14 protein-coding genes are annotated in these 16782 nt (G+C 65.1%); 2 read left to right on the top strand and 12 right to left on the bottom strand.

From position 1 onward, the window contains the following. Window positions 1–2: 2 nt before the first annotated feature. Window positions 3–686 (top strand): class I SAM-dependent methyltransferase, encoded by a 684-nt coding sequence (locus RAD10_RS07325; RefSeq protein WP_461616895.1) that lies wholly within the window; start codon window positions 3–5, stop codon window positions 684–686. A gap of 1 nt (window position 687) precedes the next feature. Here the strand turns inward: RAD10_RS07325 and RAD10_RS07320 are convergent, their stop codons facing one another. The 11 genes from RAD10_RS07320 to tolQ all read right to left on the bottom strand — a co-directional run bounded on the left by RAD10_RS07320 (window position 688) and on the right by tolQ (window position 14723). Further along, window positions 688–2133, bottom strand: coding sequence for a hypothetical protein (locus tag RAD10_RS07320; RefSeq protein WP_461616894.1), 1446 nt, complete (start codon window positions 2131–2133; stop codon window positions 688–690). A 168-nt stretch (window positions 2134–2301) separates the two neighbouring features. After that, a complete protein-coding gene (gene ftsH / locus RAD10_RS07315; protein ID WP_018317780.1) occupies window positions 2302–4227 on the bottom strand; it encodes an ATP-dependent zinc metalloprotease FtsH in 1926 nt (641 codons plus the stop codon). Window positions 4228–4491: 264 nt separating this feature from the next. Next, a complete protein-coding gene (gene tilS, locus RAD10_RS07310; protein WP_461616893.1) occupies window positions 4492–5550 on the bottom strand; it encodes a tRNA lysidine(34) synthetase TilS in 1059 nt (352 codons plus the stop codon). Window positions 5551–5626: 76 nt separating this feature from the next. Continuing rightward, complete coding sequence (gene ybgF, locus RAD10_RS07305; protein WP_461616892.1) at window positions 5627–6667, bottom strand: tol-pal system protein YbgF; 1041 nt, start codon at window positions 6665–6667, stop codon at window positions 5627–5629. A gap of 204 nt (window positions 6668–6871) precedes the next feature. Next, a complete protein-coding gene (pal, locus tag RAD10_RS07300; RefSeq protein WP_018317777.1) occupies window positions 6872–7360 on the bottom strand; it encodes a peptidoglycan-associated lipoprotein Pal in 489 nt (162 codons plus the stop codon). A 307-nt stretch (window positions 7361–7667) separates the two neighbouring features. Further along, window positions 7668–8393, bottom strand: coding sequence for an N-acyl amino acid synthase FeeM domain-containing protein (locus tag RAD10_RS07295; RefSeq protein ID WP_461616891.1), 726 nt, complete (start codon window positions 8391–8393; stop codon window positions 7668–7670). A gap of 189 nt (window positions 8394–8582) precedes the next feature. After that, complete coding sequence (locus RAD10_RS07290) at window positions 8583–10913, bottom strand: putative bifunctional diguanylate cyclase/phosphodiesterase (RefSeq protein ID WP_461616890.1); 2331 nt, start codon at window positions 10911–10913, stop codon at window positions 8583–8585. 252 nt (window positions 10914–11165) lie between these two features. Continuing rightward, the gene (tolB, locus tag RAD10_RS07285; protein ID WP_461617066.1) at window positions 11166–12509 is read right to left on the bottom strand and encodes a Tol-Pal system beta propeller repeat protein TolB; all 1344 of its coding nucleotides are present in this window, start codon (window positions 12507–12509) and stop codon (window positions 11166–11168) included. A 41-nt stretch (window positions 12510–12550) separates the two neighbouring features. Beyond that, window positions 12551–13510 (bottom strand): hypothetical protein, encoded by a 960-nt coding sequence (locus tag RAD10_RS07280; RefSeq protein WP_028140321.1) that lies wholly within the window; start codon window positions 13508–13510, stop codon window positions 12551–12553. A 3-nt stretch (window positions 13511–13513) separates the two neighbouring features. Beyond that, entirely contained in the window at window positions 13514–13963 is a 450-nt protein-coding gene (gene tolR / locus RAD10_RS07275; protein ID WP_018317772.1) for a protein TolR, read from the bottom strand. A 43-nt stretch (window positions 13964–14006) separates the two neighbouring features. Continuing rightward, complete coding sequence (gene tolQ, locus RAD10_RS07270; protein WP_018317771.1) at window positions 14007–14723, bottom strand: protein TolQ; 717 nt, start codon at window positions 14721–14723, stop codon at window positions 14007–14009. Between the two features lie 414 nt (window positions 14724–15137). Between tolQ and RAD10_RS07265 the strand changes: the two genes are divergently transcribed. Next, on the top strand, window positions 15138–15656 hold the full coding sequence (locus RAD10_RS07265; RefSeq protein ID WP_461616889.1) for a DUF2231 domain-containing protein: 519 nt from the start codon (window positions 15138–15140) through the stop codon (window positions 15654–15656). A 94-nt stretch (window positions 15657–15750) separates the two neighbouring features. On the opposite strand, the gene RAD10_RS07260 is transcribed toward RAD10_RS07265, so the two are convergent. Continuing rightward, entirely contained in the window at window positions 15751–16515 is a 765-nt protein-coding gene (locus RAD10_RS07260) for a serine O-acetyltransferase (RefSeq protein ID WP_461616888.1), read from the bottom strand. Between the last annotated feature and the right edge of the window lie 267 nt (window positions 16516–16782).

Below are 16782 nucleotides of genomic sequence, written 5' to 3'. Positions count from 1 at the left end.
GCATGAGCGAACTCTTCGACGGTTATCACGCCAACTACCGTGACGTTGTCCAGTCCTCGATCGACTTCTCCGGCTTGCCGCATGATTTCTTCATGCGTGCGAAGGCCGATCTCCTGGGCGATCTGATCGCGCAGCGGCTGAACACCGAGAGGCCCGACATGCTGGACGTCGGCTGCGGCGTGGGCAGCCTTCATCCCCTGCTGCAGGGCATGATCGGCCGCTTGAGCGGTATCGACGTTTCGTCGGCCAGCCTGGCGCAGGCCCGCGGGGCCAATAGCGGGGTCGACTACCGCGAGTTTGACGGCCGCACGTTTCCCTTCGAGGACGCCAGCTTCGATCTCGTCACGGCCATCTGCGTGATGCACCATATCGTGCCGGCCGAATGGACGCATTTCATCACCGAGATGCGGCGGGTGGTGCGCCCCGGGGGGCTCGTCTGCGTGATCGAGCACAATCCCTACAACCCGCTGACACGCCTTGCCGTTGCGCGCTGTGAGTTCGACCGGGACGCCGTCCTGCTCAGTGCCGGCAAAGCCCGAAAGCTGATGGCCGCGGGCGGCTTGCGCGAGATCGGCGCCCGCCATTTTCTGCTGCTCCCCTGGGACACCAAACCGGCGCGTCGCCTCGAAGATGCCCTGAGCGGCGTGTCGCTTGGCGGCCAATACGCGGCCTTCGGTACCGTCTGACTTATCTTTGCGGCATATCCCGCCGCTTGTGCACGACCGCCACGTCGTCGCTGTAGACGCGTTGCCACTGCGGCAGCCGGTCGAGCATCGCGACCGCCGGTGTCCGCGGCGCGAGCAGCGTCGCGCCGATGTCGTATTCGTCGAGCAGCTTGAGAAAATCTGCGAGGTCAACCAGCGCCAGGGCACGATTGTAGCGGTCGATGAACGGCCCGCCATACAGTTCGCCGCGACCATCGATGAAGGTGGGAATGCCGGCAAAAATCAAATAGCCGCCGAAGGAATAATCGTTGAGCACGCGCCCCGCCTTGGCGAGGTCGGCTTGCGCGACGGCAGCTTGAGGGGTGTTGACGGGAGCCGGCCGTATGTCGCGCGCCAGCGCCGCCCCGCTCATCGCGATCAAGACACCGAACGCGGCCAGATTCAGGCCGCGCGACGCGCCCTCCGCATCGTCCGTGATCCGCCCGCCGAACTTCCGACCCAAGGGGGCCGCCAGATAGAGCGGCGCCAGCATGGCCAGCAGATCCGCGTTGCGGACCTGCGCCAATGCGAAATGGAGCAGGCCGATCACCACCAGGGCCCGCACGACCGGCAACGTCACGCCGCGCGCGAGCGCAAAGATGCCAGCCAGCAGCAGCAACTCGAAGCCACCGACACGGCTGAAATCCTGCGGCCGCCATTCCCCGATCCAGGCGAGCGCAGAGCCGAGGCCGAGTGTCGTCAGCGGCATCAGCAGCGGCTCCGGCCCGTGCGGCGTCAGACAGGACGCTGCGAGGGCAAGGGCCGAGAAGGGCAGCCATCGCAGCAGCACGCGCGGCCATTCGCTTCGCTCCTCACGCAGCAGCGCCTCGAGCACGGCCGGACCAATCAGCCCGAGCGCGAGCACGACGCTGCCATGCAGATTGGTCCACAGCACCAGCAGCGGCAGCGCCCAGTATGGCGGAGGGCCGCCGCGATCCATGCAGCGCACCAGGGCCGCCGCCCAAATCACCATCACCGGCAGCACGAGGACATGTGGCCGCGCCAACATATGCGGCGCCAGCAGGATGACGGCCGCGATCACCATGAGCAGCGTCAGGGCCGGCGAGAGCTCACGCAGCAGGAAGAAGGTGAACAGGCCAAAGGCGAGCGCTATTGCCGCTGCTGCGACGACGACGACGCCGGGCCAGCCGGACAATGCGTAGGCTCCGGCGTAGACGATTTCCGAGAGCCATTCGAAGGTGATCCAGGGCGCGCCATGCTTCGAAAACGAAAAGGGATCGCTCTCCGGCAGGGTGCCATGCGCGATGATCCAACGCCCGACCTCGATATGAGAATAGCTGTCGGGATCACCGAGCAGCCACGGCCCAACGATCAGCAACAGGGCATAGACGCCGAGGCCCACTGCCCAAGGGAGCGCTGCACGTGCCGAAAACGGTTGAACCGCGCTGTGGACGACCTGGTCAGTCATGGCGGGCCAAAATAGGACGCAAGCGTTAAGTTCTTCTTTAGTGATTCCCGCGTTTGCCCCGGATGCCGCGTGCCGCGCTCCGCCGGGACGTTCTGCATCCACGAACCGCCAGCCAACAAAAAACGCGGCGTTTCCGCCGCGTTTTGCAACCTCATCTGCCGCTCGCGATTACGCCTGCGGCTGCGGCTCCAGGCCGGGATCCGCATCGGGCCGCGGGCGCGGCGACTTGCCGGCCGGGGGCACCGCGGAGGCGCGCGGCGTGCTCGGCTCGAGCACGGACTCGCGGTTCGGCTTCTTGCCCTTGAGCAGATCGACGATCTCGTCGCCGCTCAGCGTCTCGAACTCGAGCAGGCCCTTGGCGAGAGCTTCGAGATCGGCGCGCTTCTCGGTGAGAATACGCGTCGCTTCGTTGTAGCCCTCTTCCACGAAACGCCGGATCTCGGTGTCGATCTTCTGGACCGTCGCCTCCGATGCGTTCTGGGTGCGCGACACCGACATGCCCAGGAACACCTCGTCCTGGTTTTCGCCATAGGACACGGTGCCGAGCGCCTCGGACAGGCCCCAGCGCGTCACCATCATCCGGGCCAGGCGTGTCGCCTGCTCGATGTCGGAAGACGCACCCGAGGTCACCTTCTCGCGGCCGAAGATCAGCTCCTCGGCGACACGGCCGCCCATCATGATCGCGAGCCGCGAGGTCATCTGCTCCAGAGACATCGACAGCTTGTCGCGCTCGGGGAGCTGCATGACCATGCCGAGCGCACGGCCGCGCGGAATGATGGTCGCCTTGTGGATCGGGTCGGTCGCGACGACGTTGAGGCCGACGATGGCGTGGCCGCCCTCGTGATAGGCCGTCAGCAGCTTCTCTTCCTCGGTCATGACGAGCGACTTGCGCTCGGCGCCCATCATCACCTTGTCTTTGGCCTCTTCGAATTCGGCCTGCGTCACCATCCGCTTGTTGCGGCGGGCGGCGGTCAAGGCGGCCTCGTTGACGAGGTTCATCAGGTCGGCGCCGGAGAAGCCCGGGGTGCCGCGCGCGATGGTCTTGAGGTTGATATCGGGGGCCAGCGGCACCTTGCGGACGTGAACCTTGAGGATCTGCTCGCGGCCGACGACATCCGGATTGGGCACCACGACCTGGCGGTCGAAGCGGCCCGGACGCAGCAACGCGGGATCGAGCACGTCGGGACGGTTGGTTGCGGCGATCAGGATCACGCCCTCGTTCGCCTCGAAGCCGTCCATCTCGACCAGCAGCTGGTTCAGCGTCTGCTCGCGCTCGTCATTGCCGCCGCCGAGGCCTGCGCCACGATGACGACCGACCGCGTCGATTTCATCGATGAAGATGATGCAGGGCGCGTTCTTCTTGGCCTGCTCGAACATATCGCGGACGCGGCTCGCGCCGACGCCGACGAACATCTCGACGAAGTCCGAACCCGAAATCGTGAAGAACGGCACGTTGGCTTCGCCCGCCACCGCACGCGCGATCAGGGTCTTACCGGTGCCGGGAGGGCCGACCAGCAGCACGCCGCGCGGAATGCGACCGCCGAGGCGCTGGAATTTGCCGGGGTCGCGGAGGAATTCGACGATCTCCTGAAGGTCCTGCTTGGCCTCGTCGACGCCGGCGACGTCCTCGAAAGTGACGCGGCCATGCGCTTCGGTCAGCATCTTGGCGCGCGACTTGCCAAAGCCCATCGCCTTGCCGGCGCCGCCCTGCATCTGCCGCGAGAGGAAGATCCACACGCCGATCAGGGCGATGAACGGCAGCCAGGAGACCAGCAGCGAGACGAACCACGGCACGTTGTCGCCCGGCGGCTTCGCGGTGATCTGGACCTTGCTGTCATAGAGGCGCTTCACCAGCGTCGGGTCGCTGGGCGCATAGGTCTGGAAGCTGGAGCCGTTGGTGAAGGTGCCGTGAATGTCCGGCCCCTGGATCACGACGTCGCGCACATTGCCGCGGTCAACCTCGCTCAGGAGCTGCGAGAAGGCGATGTCCTGGGAGGAGGCCCGCTGACCTGGATTCTGGAAGAGCGTGAACAACGCCAAAAGCAGCAAGACAATGATGACCCAGAGGGCGAAATTGCGCAGATTGGCGTTCATCGATCTTCCTTCGTGGTCGCGCGGATCGCGGCCTCATCCTTGGGCTCTACGAGGAAATCCCCAAGGAATCCTCATCGTTAGACGCATACAATTTAGGTGCCGCCCCGGTCGCTGCCAAGGGAACGAGATGGGACTATTTATCCCATCTTAGAGCGATTCCCGCTGAAATAATGGCGACCTGACCGGGGTTTTTCCTGCCTGGTTAAGGTGTCCTGACGGCACGGGGCCGAATTGGCCGGTGTCATGATCCGCCCTCGTGCGCGCCTATCCGCCCTTGCGACGCCGGGCCGGCGCCGATGCAATGTGGATACGCCCGCCGGCAAGGCTGATCAAGGCTCCCGCAAGGGTCTGCCTCAAGGCCGGCCGGCCATTTGCGCCTGTGCGAGGGCTTGCGGCGATGGCCTGGTCGAGCACGGCCAGGAGGGATTCAACCTTGCCGAGTTCCGCAGGCCCTTCATGCCCGAGCGCGTTGATGGCCCGCAGCAGGAGCCGCAGCCGGACCTCCTCGGGCAGGCCGGCAAAGGTCGCGGCCTCGAAGCTTCGAACGCCCGCCTGCGGCGCATCGCCGCGATCCCGCAAACGGAGGAAGCGCTCGGCGCCGTCGGCCAGCAGCTCGACCGCCGCATTGGCCCGCGCCAGCCGGGCCGCGAGCCGCACCAGCGTGCGGGCATCGCCACCCTCGGCCGCAAGGAGCGGCAGCAGCGCGCGCAGCCGCGGCCGGGTGAAGGCGGTGTCGCGGTTGGTGGGATCGTCGGCAAAGCCGACCTTGGCCCGCCTCAACGTCGCGATCAGCTGCGACTTCGGGACCTCGAGCAGCGGACGCGCCAGCACGATCCCGTCGCGCTCGCTGAGGGAGGCCATTGCCGACAGCCCGGCAAGTCCGCTGCCGCGCAACAGGCGCATCAACAGGGTCTCGGCCTGGTCGTCGCGGGTGTGGGCGGTCAGCACATGGCTCGCGCCGACGGCACGCGCGGCCTGCGCGAGCAGGCGGTAGCGCGCCGCGCGCGCCGCCGCCGGCAATCCAGTCTTCGGCTTTGCGCCGCGCCAGCGCAGGGTCCGGTGCGGCAATCCGAGCTCAGTGGCGAGCCGCTTGACCTCGCGCGCCTCACGCGCCGCCTCTGGCCGCAGGCCGTGATCGATCGTGACGACGGTGAGATTTGGGCCGCGCGCAAGACTGCGCTGCCAGCGCGCCGCAAGCCACATCAGCGCGACCGAGTCGGGGCCGCCCGACACGGCGAGCACCAGCGCCGGCGCACTCTTCAGGCCGGCGAAGAGCCGCCTCGCCTCGCGCGTCGAGATCGGAGAATTGTCGTCGTCTGACATGACGCGGCCCTGACCGTCGCAGGCGGATGGTTACGATGTCTAGCGCAGCACCATCCGCATTGTCAGGACCCCGACGTCAGCACTTCACCCGTTTCTGCTCGCGGTCGACCGCGGCTTTGACGCCGGCGGAGGCGCGCGGATATTTGCGGCCGACCTCGCCGAAGGCGGCGCAGGCGGCCTCCTTCTCCTTCAGCGCGGCCAGCGACTGGCCGAGCCGCAGCAGCGCATCCGGGGCCTTGGCCGATTTCTCGTATTTGGTGGTGACGGCGAGAAAGGCTTCCGCGGAGTCCCGATATTGCTGGCGCTGGAAGTAGCTTTCGCCGAGCCAGTATTGCGCGTCCCCGAGCAGCGGGTCGCTCGGATATTTCTGCGTGAAGTTCTTCATGGTCTGCTCGGCGAGCGCATAGTCCTTGCGCTGCATGTAGCCGATGCCGAGGTCGAACTCGTCGCGCGGCGTCGCCGAGGGCGGCAGGGTGGTCAGGCCGGCGCCGCCGGCCGGCGGATAGCCGGGCTGCGCGGCCGGGGGAGCGGCCTGCTGCTGATAACGCGGGCCGGTATTGGCGAGATCGAGCGGCTCGCCGGCGCCGCGGCCACCGGGTGCTCCCGACGGCATCGGCTGCGGGCCGCCGCCAAGCGCGCGCGGCGCACCCGGCGCGTTCGGGTTCTGGTTCGGATCGAAGGCATCGCCGCGGCGACGGGTGCCGGGGGCGCCGGGCGCCGGCTGTTCCTGAACGATCGGCGCAGAAGCGGCGCTCTGCGGCTGCTCGTAATTCGGCTGCACGGCCTGCTGCTGAGGCTGCTGGCGATAGCCGGGCGCGACCTGGCCTGGTCCGACCTGGGCGGGCGGCATCGCCGCGACGTTGGGCGCCTGTCCGGGCGCACCTTGGGCGCCGCCCTCGAGCGCCCGCAGCCGCTCTTCGAGCTGGCGGTTGCGGTATTGCAGCTCTTCGTTCTGGCCAGTGAGCTGGCGCAGTTGGTTCTCCAGCCGCTCGATCCGCATCTCGGGGTCGGCATCATCCGACTGCGCAAAGACTGACTGCGCAGTTGCGGGCGAGCACAAAGAGAGCAGCGCGACGGTTGCCACGGTGCCGGTAATTGCCTTGAATTTCGATGACATCTTGCCCTGACGACAAAAGCGACGTGGCACACGGCGGACCATTCGCCGCGCCACATAATGAGGAAGGGAGTACGCCAAAACCGTGACTTGAACCAAGGGGTTTTAGGTCACGGTTTGCTGAAACGAAACCGGCGCCCGAGAGGGCGCCGGCATAATCGGTTCTGGAAGATGAACGGCGCCTGACTGAGCGTCAGTATCTCGGCGTCAGGAGCTCGCGTTCAGCACGGTGACGGCGCGACGGTTCTGCGACCAACAGGAGATGTCGTTACAGACGGCGACCGGCCGCTCCTTGCCGTAGGAGATCGTGCGCATGCGATTCGGATCGATGCCGCGCGAGGCCAGGAACGAACGCACCGACTGGGCTCTCCGGGCGCCGAGCGCGATGTTGTATTCGCGGGTGCCGCGCTCGTCGGCGTGGCCTTCGACGGTGAAGCTGTAGCGCGGATAGGTCTGCAGCCACTGCGCCTGCTTCTCCAGGGTCACGATCGCCTGCGGGGTCAGATCGGTCTGGTCGCTTTCGAAGAACACGCGGTCACCCACGTTGACGACGAAATCCTGCTGACTGCCAGGCGTTGCCGCATTGGCCATCGCATCCGTCGCAGCATTCTTGTTGGCGCAGGCGCCCATCGACAGCGCGACGGCGAGCACCGCGACCAGCTTCAATCCCTGGAGGATACGCATAGGATGTTTCATTCCGGAGCCTCCACGCTCACGTTAGTCCACTGCTGTCCGGTCTACAGGGGGTTGGTTAAGCGAACGTTCCGTCAACCTTGACGGAACCTTGCCTCAGCCGATCAAATGCCCCCAACCAGCGAAAAGCACCCGTCATGGTTAATGGGTTGTAAATGTGGCGCGAGGGTGAAGGCAAGTCGCGCCGGCCGGCAAAAACGCCGGCTTTCGCCGGAATTTTGGGCCCAGGGCGTGATGCGTGGCGACGCGTGACGGGTAAAGGGCCGAGCCCAGACTCAAACCTGGAGCCGCGTCAACGCCACCGCCGACTTTAGGCGTGCGCGGCATCCGCCACGAGCACCGGCCGCTGCGGCACCTGGCGCTGGCCGCCGCGCCCGAACAGCATCCGCCGCTCGAAGGCAGTCGACCGCATGATCGGATAACGCTCGAACACCTTCTTGCGGAAGGTCGGGAAGTCCGCGGCCATCAGTCCGAACGGCTTGGTGAGGCCGGGAACCAGGCGGGGCTCGGCGATCGTCTCGTGCAGGAACACCCGCCGGTAAAAGGCCTGATGCTCGGGACGCACGATGGCGAGGCCGAGATCGGCATTGAAATGCTCGCAGGCCATGTAAGCGAGACGCGTCGTCAGATAGGGCAATTCCGGAACCCGCTTGACCTGGTCGGGATCGGCGACGAAGCGGGTCGGGTCGATCATGACCTCGCCGCGATCGAGCCGCGGCAGCAGGATGTCGGGGAAGACATCGGCCGAGGTGGACTCGCGCCATTCCGAACTCAGCACGCTGATGCGCACCGAGCTGCAGAGCTCACCATGAAGATAGACGCCGAAGGTCCACGCGTTCGGCAGCTCGTCGTAGCGGTCGGTCACCCGCGCATCGGCCGAGGGCTTGACCGCGCCCTCCCGCAGATAGGCGCGGTAGCGGAGATTGTAGATCTCCTCCTTCTCCGCGACGGTTTCCGCAAGATGATAATCGACGTCGGTCAGAAGCTCCGCTCCCCGTCCAACAGCCGAAATGACAGATCTGGCTGAGGACTGCATTCCAACTCCTTACCCACACTCACGTCGCGAAATCAGAGGCAATTCCCGCAAGACAACTTGCGCGCGCGCCATGATTTATTAACACCTTCTTAACAAGTATGCAAAGCAATCGAAGGGTTAGGGTTAACCTCCGTAGCACTACGGTACCCTGCAACAGCCTGAAATGTTGGGACGTTTCGAGAAACGGACTTAAGCGAAGGAGCGCGAGCTGGCGACGTGGAGCTGGCCTTCACCGCGCCGTCCATGCGAGGCGTTGAGCAGCTGGCGCATCCGCACGGCGGGCACCGGACGGCTGAACAGATAGCCTTGCGCCTCGGAGACGGTGCCGTCGGCGCTGATCAGATCGAGCTGCTCGTTGGTCTCGATGCCCTCGACCACGACGGCCATGCCGAGATCGGCGGACAGCCGCGCCACGCCGCGCAACAGCGTCAGCGGGCGGTCGGTGTCGATGCCTTCGAGGAAGGAGCGGTCGATCTTCACCTTCTGCATCGGGAAATTGTGCAGATAGCTGAGGCTGGAATAGCCGGTGCCGAAATCGTCGAGCGAGATGCGCACGCCGAGCGCATGCAATTGCGACAGGATGTCGTGGGTCAGTTGGGTGTTGCGCAGCAGCGAGGACTCGGTGATCTCGATCTCCAGCCGATGCGCCGGCAGGCCCGACACCTCCAGCGCGTAGCGGATTTCGCTCAGCACGTCGCGCTGGTGGAATTGCTGCGGCGAGAAGTTGACGGCGACGCTGACGCCCTCCGGCCACTTCATGCATTCCATGCAGGCGCGGCGCAGGATCCAGCGGCCGAGATCGACGATCAGGCCCATGTCCTCGGCGACCGGGATGATGTCGATCGGCGAGACCGTGCCGCGCACCGGATGATTCCAGCGCAGCAGAGCTTCGCAAGTGGTGATCTTGCCGGACTTCAGATTGACCAGCGGCTGGTAGAACAGCTCGAATTCCTCGTTGGCGAGCGCCTTGCGCAGGTCGAGCTCGAGGATGCGGCGGGCCTCAACGGTCGCCGCCATCTCGTCGCGGAAGAAGCAGAACGTGCCGCGGCCGTCGGCCTTGGCGCGGTACAGCGCCATGTCGGCGTTCTTGAGCAGCGTATCGGCACTGGCATCGCCCGGCGAGGTCAGTGCGATGCCGACGCTGGCGCCGATCTCGACCAAATGATTGTCGATGCGGTAGCGCTCGCTCAGCCGCTCGACGATGCGGCGGGCCAGCGCGGCGGCGTCCTCGGGCGAGGAGATGTTCTGCTGGAACACGACGAATTCGTCGCCGCCGAAGCGGGCGACGAAATCTTCGGGGCGCAGCATCTCGCGCAGACGGTTGGCGACGGCGCACAGCAGCTGGTCACCGCAGGGATGACCGAGCGTGTCGTTGACCTGCTTGAACTGGTCGAGGTCGACGAAGAGCAGCGCGGAGAGCCGCTCGGCATGATGCGAATTCTTCAGCAGCCGCTCGATCTCGTCGTGAAAGCTGACCCGGTTGGGCAGCGCGGTGAGCTCGTCATAACGGGCGAGATGGCTGATGCGGGCTTCCGCATTGGTGCGTTCGGTGATGTCTTCCAGCAGCAGCACCGTGCCGCCGCCGGTCATCGGCTGGAACGTCCAGGCCAGGGTGCGGCCGCGCGAGGAATCCGGATCGGCGGTGACGATCTCGCAGATCCGCGCATGCTCGATCTCGGCCAGGATGTGGTTGCCGCTCTCCGTCGAGATCGACCCGGCGGACACGCAGGCCGCCGCGATATCGGCGGCCGTGGCGCCGCGCTTGACGAGGTCCTCGGGCAAGCCCATCAGCTCGCCGAAACGGTGGTTCATCACCGCAAGGCGGCCGTCGGCGCGGAACATGCACAGGCCGTGCGGCATGTTGTTGAGCGCGGTGTCGAACTGGCTCGCCAGCGCGGATTCGCGGAAGCTCGAGGTCAGCGCCTTGACGAAGATCGCATGCAGACTGAGGTTGATGTTCTTGAGCCCGATGAAGAAGAACACCAGCAGGATGGCAAGACCGATGTGGTAGAAGCCGCCGTGCAGCAGCAAGGCGAGCGACATCGGACCGCAGGCCAGTGCGACGTGCCACTGGATCACCCGGGGCTGCCCGTAATTGCGGGCGGCGCCGCCCGCAGTGTAGCCGATGCCGATCGCGACACAGAGCATGTCGGCGACCGGATCGTTGTTGTTGTAGATGACGACGAAGGCCCACACACCGAGCACCGCCGCATAACTCAGCGCGCCGATCCAGTAACGCGGCTCCAGGTGCTTGGCCTCTTCGAATGACAGCACCTGGGTGCGGTTTTCATATCCGCGCATCTGGAACGCGCGCGCGGTGCCGATAGCGATCAGCAGAAAGGCGAGCGGCCACAGCCAGACATCGCCCGTCTTCAACGCAGTCATCACCGCGGCCACGGCCGCGGAGGCCGAGCCGAAGAAGATCGCCCAGAAATTCTGCACCATGGAGTTGATGAGAGCGGCGTAGAGTATCGGCTCCAGCTCGTCTCGATCACTCTGCTTCTGGTCGGCCAGTTGCATTGGCTTGTTACGCGTCCTGTTTGGCGCGTAGTCTTACCCAGCCCAGATGAAGTCTTTCTGAGGGAACATCGTTAAAGTCGAGTTGTTTTTCGGTATCAGCGAACCAATTTCCGCTTAAATATCAAGCAACTAGGCAAGCCTTGCCGGGCACAAGGTGAAGGAAGGCTTGCTTTGCGCAGAAAAGTCGAAAAAATCGGCGCGTTTTTCGACAACATCGCGCGTCTGAACGCGCGATGTTTTAGCGCTCTCTTGTCAACCCGCCGTCGAGGATAGCAGCGGCGACCATGCCGGGTCTGAGGCGAAGCCGGGCGTCGGCACCTTGAGCTCGTTGCGGCCCGAGATGTCGACGCTGTACAGCGACGGCCCGCCATTGCCGCCGGGATCGCGGAAGAACATCAGCACGCGGCCGTTCGGCGAGAAGGTCGGGCCTTCATTGTGGAAGCCGGAGGTCAATAGCCGCTCGCCGGAGCCGTCCGGCTTCATGACGCCGATCGAGAACTGCCCACCGCCCTGCCTGGTGAAGGCGATGTAATCGCCCTTCGGCGACCACACCGGGGTCGAATAGCTGGCGTTGGTATCGTCCTTGGAGAAGGAGATCCGCTGCGCCTGTCCGCCGCCCGCGGCCATCACATAGATCTGCGACCTGCCGCCGCGATCGGACTCGAAGCAGATGCGGGTGCCGTCCGGCGAGTAAGACGGAGACGTGTCGATCGCCGGGGTGTCGGTAAGGCGCGTGGTCGAGCGCGAGCGCAGATCCATCACGAACAGGTTGGAATTTCCGCCCTGCTGCAGGCTCATGATGACGCGCTGGCCGTCCGGCGAGAAGCGCGGCGCAAAGGTCATTCCCGGGAAGTTGCCGACGATCTCGCGCTGGCCGGTCTCGATGTTGAACAGATAGACCTTCGGATCGCCCTGGCCGAACTCCATATAGGTGATCTCTTGCGAGTTCGGCGAGAAGCGCGGCGTCAGCACGAGATCGGAGCCGCGGGTCAGGTAGCGCACATTGGCGCCGTCCTGATCCATCATCGCGAGCCGCTTGACGCGGCGCTCCTTCGGGCCGCTTTCGTCCACGAACACCACGCGGCTGTCGAAATAGCCCTTCTCGCCGGTCATCCGCTCGTAGATCTGGTCGGAGATGATGTGGGCGATGCGGCGCCAATATTCCGGCGAGGTGAAATATTGCTGGCCGGCGAGCTGCTGGCCGGAGACCACGTCCCACAACCGGAATTCGGCCTTGAGCCGTCCGTCTGACTGCCGCGTCATGCGGCCGGTGACGAGGGCCTGCGCGTTAATGGTCTTCCAGTTCTGGAACTGCGGAGCGACGTCGATGTTGCTGATGCGCTCGATGAAGGCGGCCTGATCGATCGGCGCGAACAGGCCCGAGCGTTTCAGATTGTTGGTGATGACTTGCGTGACGCCGTTGCCGACGTCGCCGTCGGACGGCGAGCCCGGCACAAAGCCGGTGATCGCGATCGGGATAGGCTGAAACTCAGTCGGGTCGATACGAATTCGCGGCTGGGCCTGCGCGAAGGCTTGTCCGCCCCCGAGCATCGCGAGCGTCGATCCGGTCAGGGTCATGAAGCGGCGGCGGTTCATCGATCGGACGTCATTCATTGCAAAATTCTTTTGTTCGGATGTCACAACATATCTTTCAGGCCGAAAGTCATCGGAATGAGCTTCCAGCTCTCGTACTGCTGCTTCGGCATGAACGCGTAGACCTGACACTGCACGATGGCGCGCCTGGCGCTCTCCGCCACCGCCTGGGCGATCGACCGCGACGGCCCCCTCACCGCGACCACGATGGGTTCGGACGCCAGCGATCCGTCGATCTTCATGGGAATGTCGATGTCGGCTTCGTACTGGTCGGCGTCCTGCCCGTTATAGGTCGGCGTGAAGCAGCGCTTGACCGCGGCCTGGAACGCACCGCGCCAGGTCGCAATGTTGTTGGCGGCAGTGCCGGTCGCCGATCCCAGCGAGGCCGACGCGTTCAGCGCCGTTCCCGTGAGCTCGTGCCGGGTCGCGGCACGCTTGTCGAGGTCGCGCTGGATCTGCGCGGGATCGAAGCTGCGCTCCTTGGGCTTGGGCTGTTGCTGCGGCTGCACCGCCGCAACCTTTTGCTCCACGGGCTTGGGCGGCGGCTTCTTGGTCTCCAGCTTCTTCTGCAACTCGGCGATCGGATCTTCCTTGGCCGGATCAGGCTTCTTTTCCTGCGGCTTCGGCTCTTCCTTCGGCTTCGCCTCGGCGACAGGCTTCGGCGGCTCGGGCTTCTTCTCCACCGGCTTCTCGACCGGCTTCGGCGGCGGCTCCGGCTGCGAATTGGTCTTGATCAGCTCTTTCTTCTCGGTGACCTTGCCGACGGCGTCTTCCTCCGGCTTGGGCTCGGCGATCTTCTCGACCTTGGGCTTGGGCTCTTCCTTCTTGCCGGTCTTCTGCCCGGCCATCATCTTCGCGAGCTGATCGGTCGAGATGATGTCGATCGGGAGTGACTCTTCCGGCGCGACGTAGGCCTTGCTGCTAAAGGTGACCAGCCCCCATCCCAGCACGAGGACATGCAGGGCAATCGACGCAACGAGTGTCTTGTCGACCTTCACCTTCACGGCCTACCCCTGATCCGCTTCCGTGACGAGGGCGAGCTTCTTGAACCCGGCGCCGGACAACTGGCCCATCACCCTGGCCACCGTGCCGTAATCCGCCTTCTTGTCGGCGCGCAGATAGATGCGTTCCTCGAGCCCGCCGCGCGCGTCGGTGATCGCCTTCAGCTTGGGCACCAGCTCGTTGATCGCGATCTCGGCGTCGTTGATGAACACCTTGCCCTTGATGTCGATCGACATCTGGATCGGCTTCTGGTCGTTGTTTTCGAGGCTCTTGGCCTGGGTCTGCGGCAGGTCGAGCGGCACGCCGACAGTCAGCATCGGCGCCGACACCATGAAAATGATGAGCAGCACCAGCATCACGTCGACCATCGGCGTGACATTGATCTCGGCCACGACGGGCTTGCGCCGGCCACGGCGCCCGCCGCCTCCGGACGAACTCGCAACGTTCATCGCCATGATCGCGTGCCCAAATTGCCCTTCACACTATACATGCCGCCCGTCAGCCCCGCTCGTCGATCTGACGCGACAGGATGGCGGAAAATTCATCAGCGAAGCCTTCGAGCCGCTGGGCCTGCCGGTTCACCTCGGAAGTGAACTTATTGTAGAAAATAGTGGCAGGAATGGCGGCGATAAGGCCGACCGCGGTCGCAAACAGCGCCTCCGCGATGCCCGGCGCCACCACCGCCAGAGAGGTATTTTTCGACGCCGCGATCGACTGGAAGCTCGACATGATGCCCCAGACGGTGCCGAACAGGCCGACGAAGGGGCCGGCGGAGCCGACGGTCGCAAGCACCAGCAGGCGGCGTTCCAGCCGCTCGACCTCGCGGGCGATCGAGACGTTCATGACCTTGTCGATGCGCATCTGAAGGCCGGCGACCGAGCGGGCCTGGTTCTCGAACGAGCGCTTCCACTCGCGCATCGCCGCCACGAAACAGGCCGCCATCGAATGCGTCGGCTTGGCCGAGAGGGTGCGATAGAGCTCCTCGATCGATTCGCCGGACCAGAACGCCTGCTCGAAACGGTCCATCGAGCGGCGGGTACGGGCAAACAGGAAAATCTTGTCGATGGCGATCGCCCAGACCCAAACCGAGCAGGACAGAAGTCCCAGCATCACCGCTTTCACGATCCAGTGAGCCTGCCAGAACAGCGCGATCAGCGACACGTCCGCGGAAGCGGCAACCGGAAGGGCTGACTGAGCCACGTCGGCCGGATTCATAAGCAGTATCCTCTCAAGGCGATCGTTACCCGATGTGCCGGCCAGCAAATGGCTGCCGGTTCCCCCAATGGCCGCGCTAGAACCGGCGCGGCCGGCAAGCCCGCTCAAAGCCTTGTCTTTCTGGGTGCAGGGGCTCGTCCAAAGCCGGCCGTCTGCTTTCCCTGCCAAGATGTCAAAACTATGGGCCTTTGGCCCCGGGCCTTGACGGGCCCCGACTTCGGGCTTTGGGCGCGACTGTCCGCCCTTACCAGAGCCCGGCGTTGGTTAATGCGAGGTTACCGCAGGCGAATTTGGCTGCGGGAAAGGTAGGCGACGCAGGCAGTTGGATCGGCTTGTGTCCCGGACACCTGGTCCCGAGGAACCACCCCTCGCCCGAAAAATTGTCCCAAAAATCACTTTCCGCGAGGTGTTGCCATGTCCATCAACCCCAAGACGACCGCCGCCATCGGCGATCACCCGCTCCACCCCATGCTCATCCCGTTCCCGGTCGCATGTCTGGTCGGCGCGCCCATCGCCGATCTGGCCTTCATCGGAACCGGCGACAATTTCTGGGCCAGAGCCGCGATGTGGCTGATCGGGGCTGGCATCGTCATGGCGCTCGTCGCGGCCGTGGCCGGCTTTACGGACTTCTTCAGCGAGCCCCGCATCCGCCGCCTCAACGATGCCTGGTACCACATGGTCGGCAATCTCGCGGCGGTCGTGCTGGCCTTGATCAATTTCTACCTGCGCTACGCGCAAGGCGCCGAGGCTGCGATCAAGCCGTGGGGCGTGGTGCTCTCCCTGATCGTGGTCGGCATCCTCCTGTTCACGGGATGGAAGGGCTGGGAGATGGTCTATCGTCATCACGTCGCGGTGCTGGATGCGCCGGGCCAGACCAGCGCGGAACCGGTCACGCCCCAGCATGGCGGCGAGAGCCATCGTCGCGCCGCCTGAGGCAACGGGATGTCGCCGGGAGCAGATCTCGGCGACCATGCCTTCGCTGCTGATCAGGTCGCGCCCCCGCCGCATCTCATGACGTGACGGCGCCTCAGGCCGCGGAAGCGGGTTCGGGGCAGTTGGTCAGACGCGCGGGATTGCCGATTGCCGTGCAGCCGGCGGGCACGTCACTGATCACGACCGTCCCGGCGCCGATCTTGGCGAAATCGCCGATCTCGATGTCGCCGAGGATGGTCGCGCCGGCGCCGATGAAGACGCCGCGGCCGATACGCGGCGAGCGTGTCGGCAGCTCGCTGCTGCGGCCGATGCTGACATTCTGGAGGATGGTGACGTCGTCGCCGATCACCACATTGGCGCCGATCACGATGCCGGTGGCGTGGTCGAGATACACGGACGAGCCGATGCTGGCTGCCGGGTGAATGCTGACCTGCAAGAGGTTTGACGCCTCGTTCTGAAACAGCAGCGCCGCATCGCGATGGTCATGACGCCAGAGCCAGTTCGAGACGCGCCAGGCTTGCAGCGCGACATAGCCCTTGAAATGCAGCAGCGGCGCCAGCGGGCCGGCAATGGCGGGATCGCTATGCACGATCACCTGCAGATCGCGGCCGGCCGCTTCGATCAATTCCGGCGCGCCACGAAAGGCGTCGATAGAAAAGGCCGTGAAGCGTGCCTGCCCGGCGGCGTTGCCACCAAGCCTGCGCCCGATCAGATCGGCCAGAGCCGCGGCGAAACTATCATGCGCCAGCACTGCATCGGCAAGCGACTGGCCGAAGACGGGATCGGATGCGCAGGCGCGCTCCGCCTCCGCGCGTATATTCTGCCAGAGGCGATCATTCGTTGCGGTCGCAGCTGCCATCAAGGCCGCCTCCGGTGCTTTGGTGCTTCCTTCACGTGTCGAATATAGGCCGCGGACAACCCGCGCGCCACGCGGTGGCCGCCGTGACTACCTGAGCACCATGCCGCAGCTCCCCGTGAGGCTACGAGCTTGCATGCCAGCCATCCGCGCCCATATAGTCAGTCGGTTTTCGGCCGAAGCCCGCGGTGGTCCATCATCCGCGGGTTTTTCGTACCCGGCAGCCGCCGACGCGAATTCCTGATCCCCTCAACCGAGGTTACGCTGACA

Source organism: Bradyrhizobium sp. 23AC, from assembly GCF_054863025.1.
This window is presented reverse-complemented; position numbering and strand designations above follow the sequence as displayed.

What these genes read in the sequence shown, in the direction of transcription:
- RAD10_RS07325 (WP_461616895.1), top strand. Translation starts at nt 3, where the DNA reads ATGAGCGAACTCTTCGACGGTTATCACGCCAACTACCGTGACGTTGTC.
- RAD10_RS07320 (WP_461616894.1), bottom strand. Translation starts at nt 2,133, where the DNA reads ATGACTGACCAGGTCGTCCACAGCGCGGTTCAACCGTTTTCGGCACGT.
- ftsH (WP_018317780.1), bottom strand. Translation starts at nt 4,227, where the DNA reads ATGAACGCCAATCTGCGCAATTTCGCCCTCTGGGTCATCATTGTCTTG.
- tilS (WP_461616893.1), bottom strand. Translation starts at nt 5,550, where the DNA reads ATGTCAGACGACGACAATTCTCCGATCTCGACGCGCGAGGCGAGGCGG.
- ybgF (WP_461616892.1), bottom strand. Translation starts at nt 6,667, where the DNA reads ATGTCATCGAAATTCAAGGCAATTACCGGCACCGTGGCAACCGTCGCG.
- pal (WP_018317777.1), bottom strand. Translation starts at nt 7,360, where the DNA reads ATGAAACATCCTATGCGTATCCTCCAGGGATTGAAGCTGGTCGCGGTG.
- RAD10_RS07295 (WP_461616891.1), bottom strand. Translation starts at nt 8,393, where the DNA reads ATGCAGTCCTCAGCCAGATCTGTCATTTCGGCTGTTGGACGGGGAGCG.
- RAD10_RS07290 (WP_461616890.1), bottom strand. Translation starts at nt 10,913, where the DNA reads ATGCAACTGGCCGACCAGAAGCAGAGTGATCGAGACGAGCTGGAGCCG.
- tolB (WP_461617066.1), bottom strand. Translation starts at nt 12,509, where the DNA reads ATGAACCGCCGCCGCTTCATGACCCTGACCGGATCGACGCTCGCGATG.
- tolR (WP_018317772.1), bottom strand. Translation starts at nt 13,963, where the DNA reads ATGGCGATGAACGTTGCGAGTTCGTCCGGAGGCGGCGGGCGCCGTGGC.
- tolQ (WP_018317771.1), bottom strand. Translation starts at nt 14,723, where the DNA reads ATGAATCCGGCCGACGTGGCTCAGTCAGCCCTTCCGGTTGCCGCTTCC.
- RAD10_RS07265 (WP_461616889.1), top strand. Translation starts at nt 15,138, where the DNA reads ATGTCCATCAACCCCAAGACGACCGCCGCCATCGGCGATCACCCGCTC.
- RAD10_RS07260 (WP_461616888.1), bottom strand. Translation starts at nt 16,515, where the DNA reads ATGGCAGCTGCGACCGCAACGAATGATCGCCTCTGGCAGAATATACGC.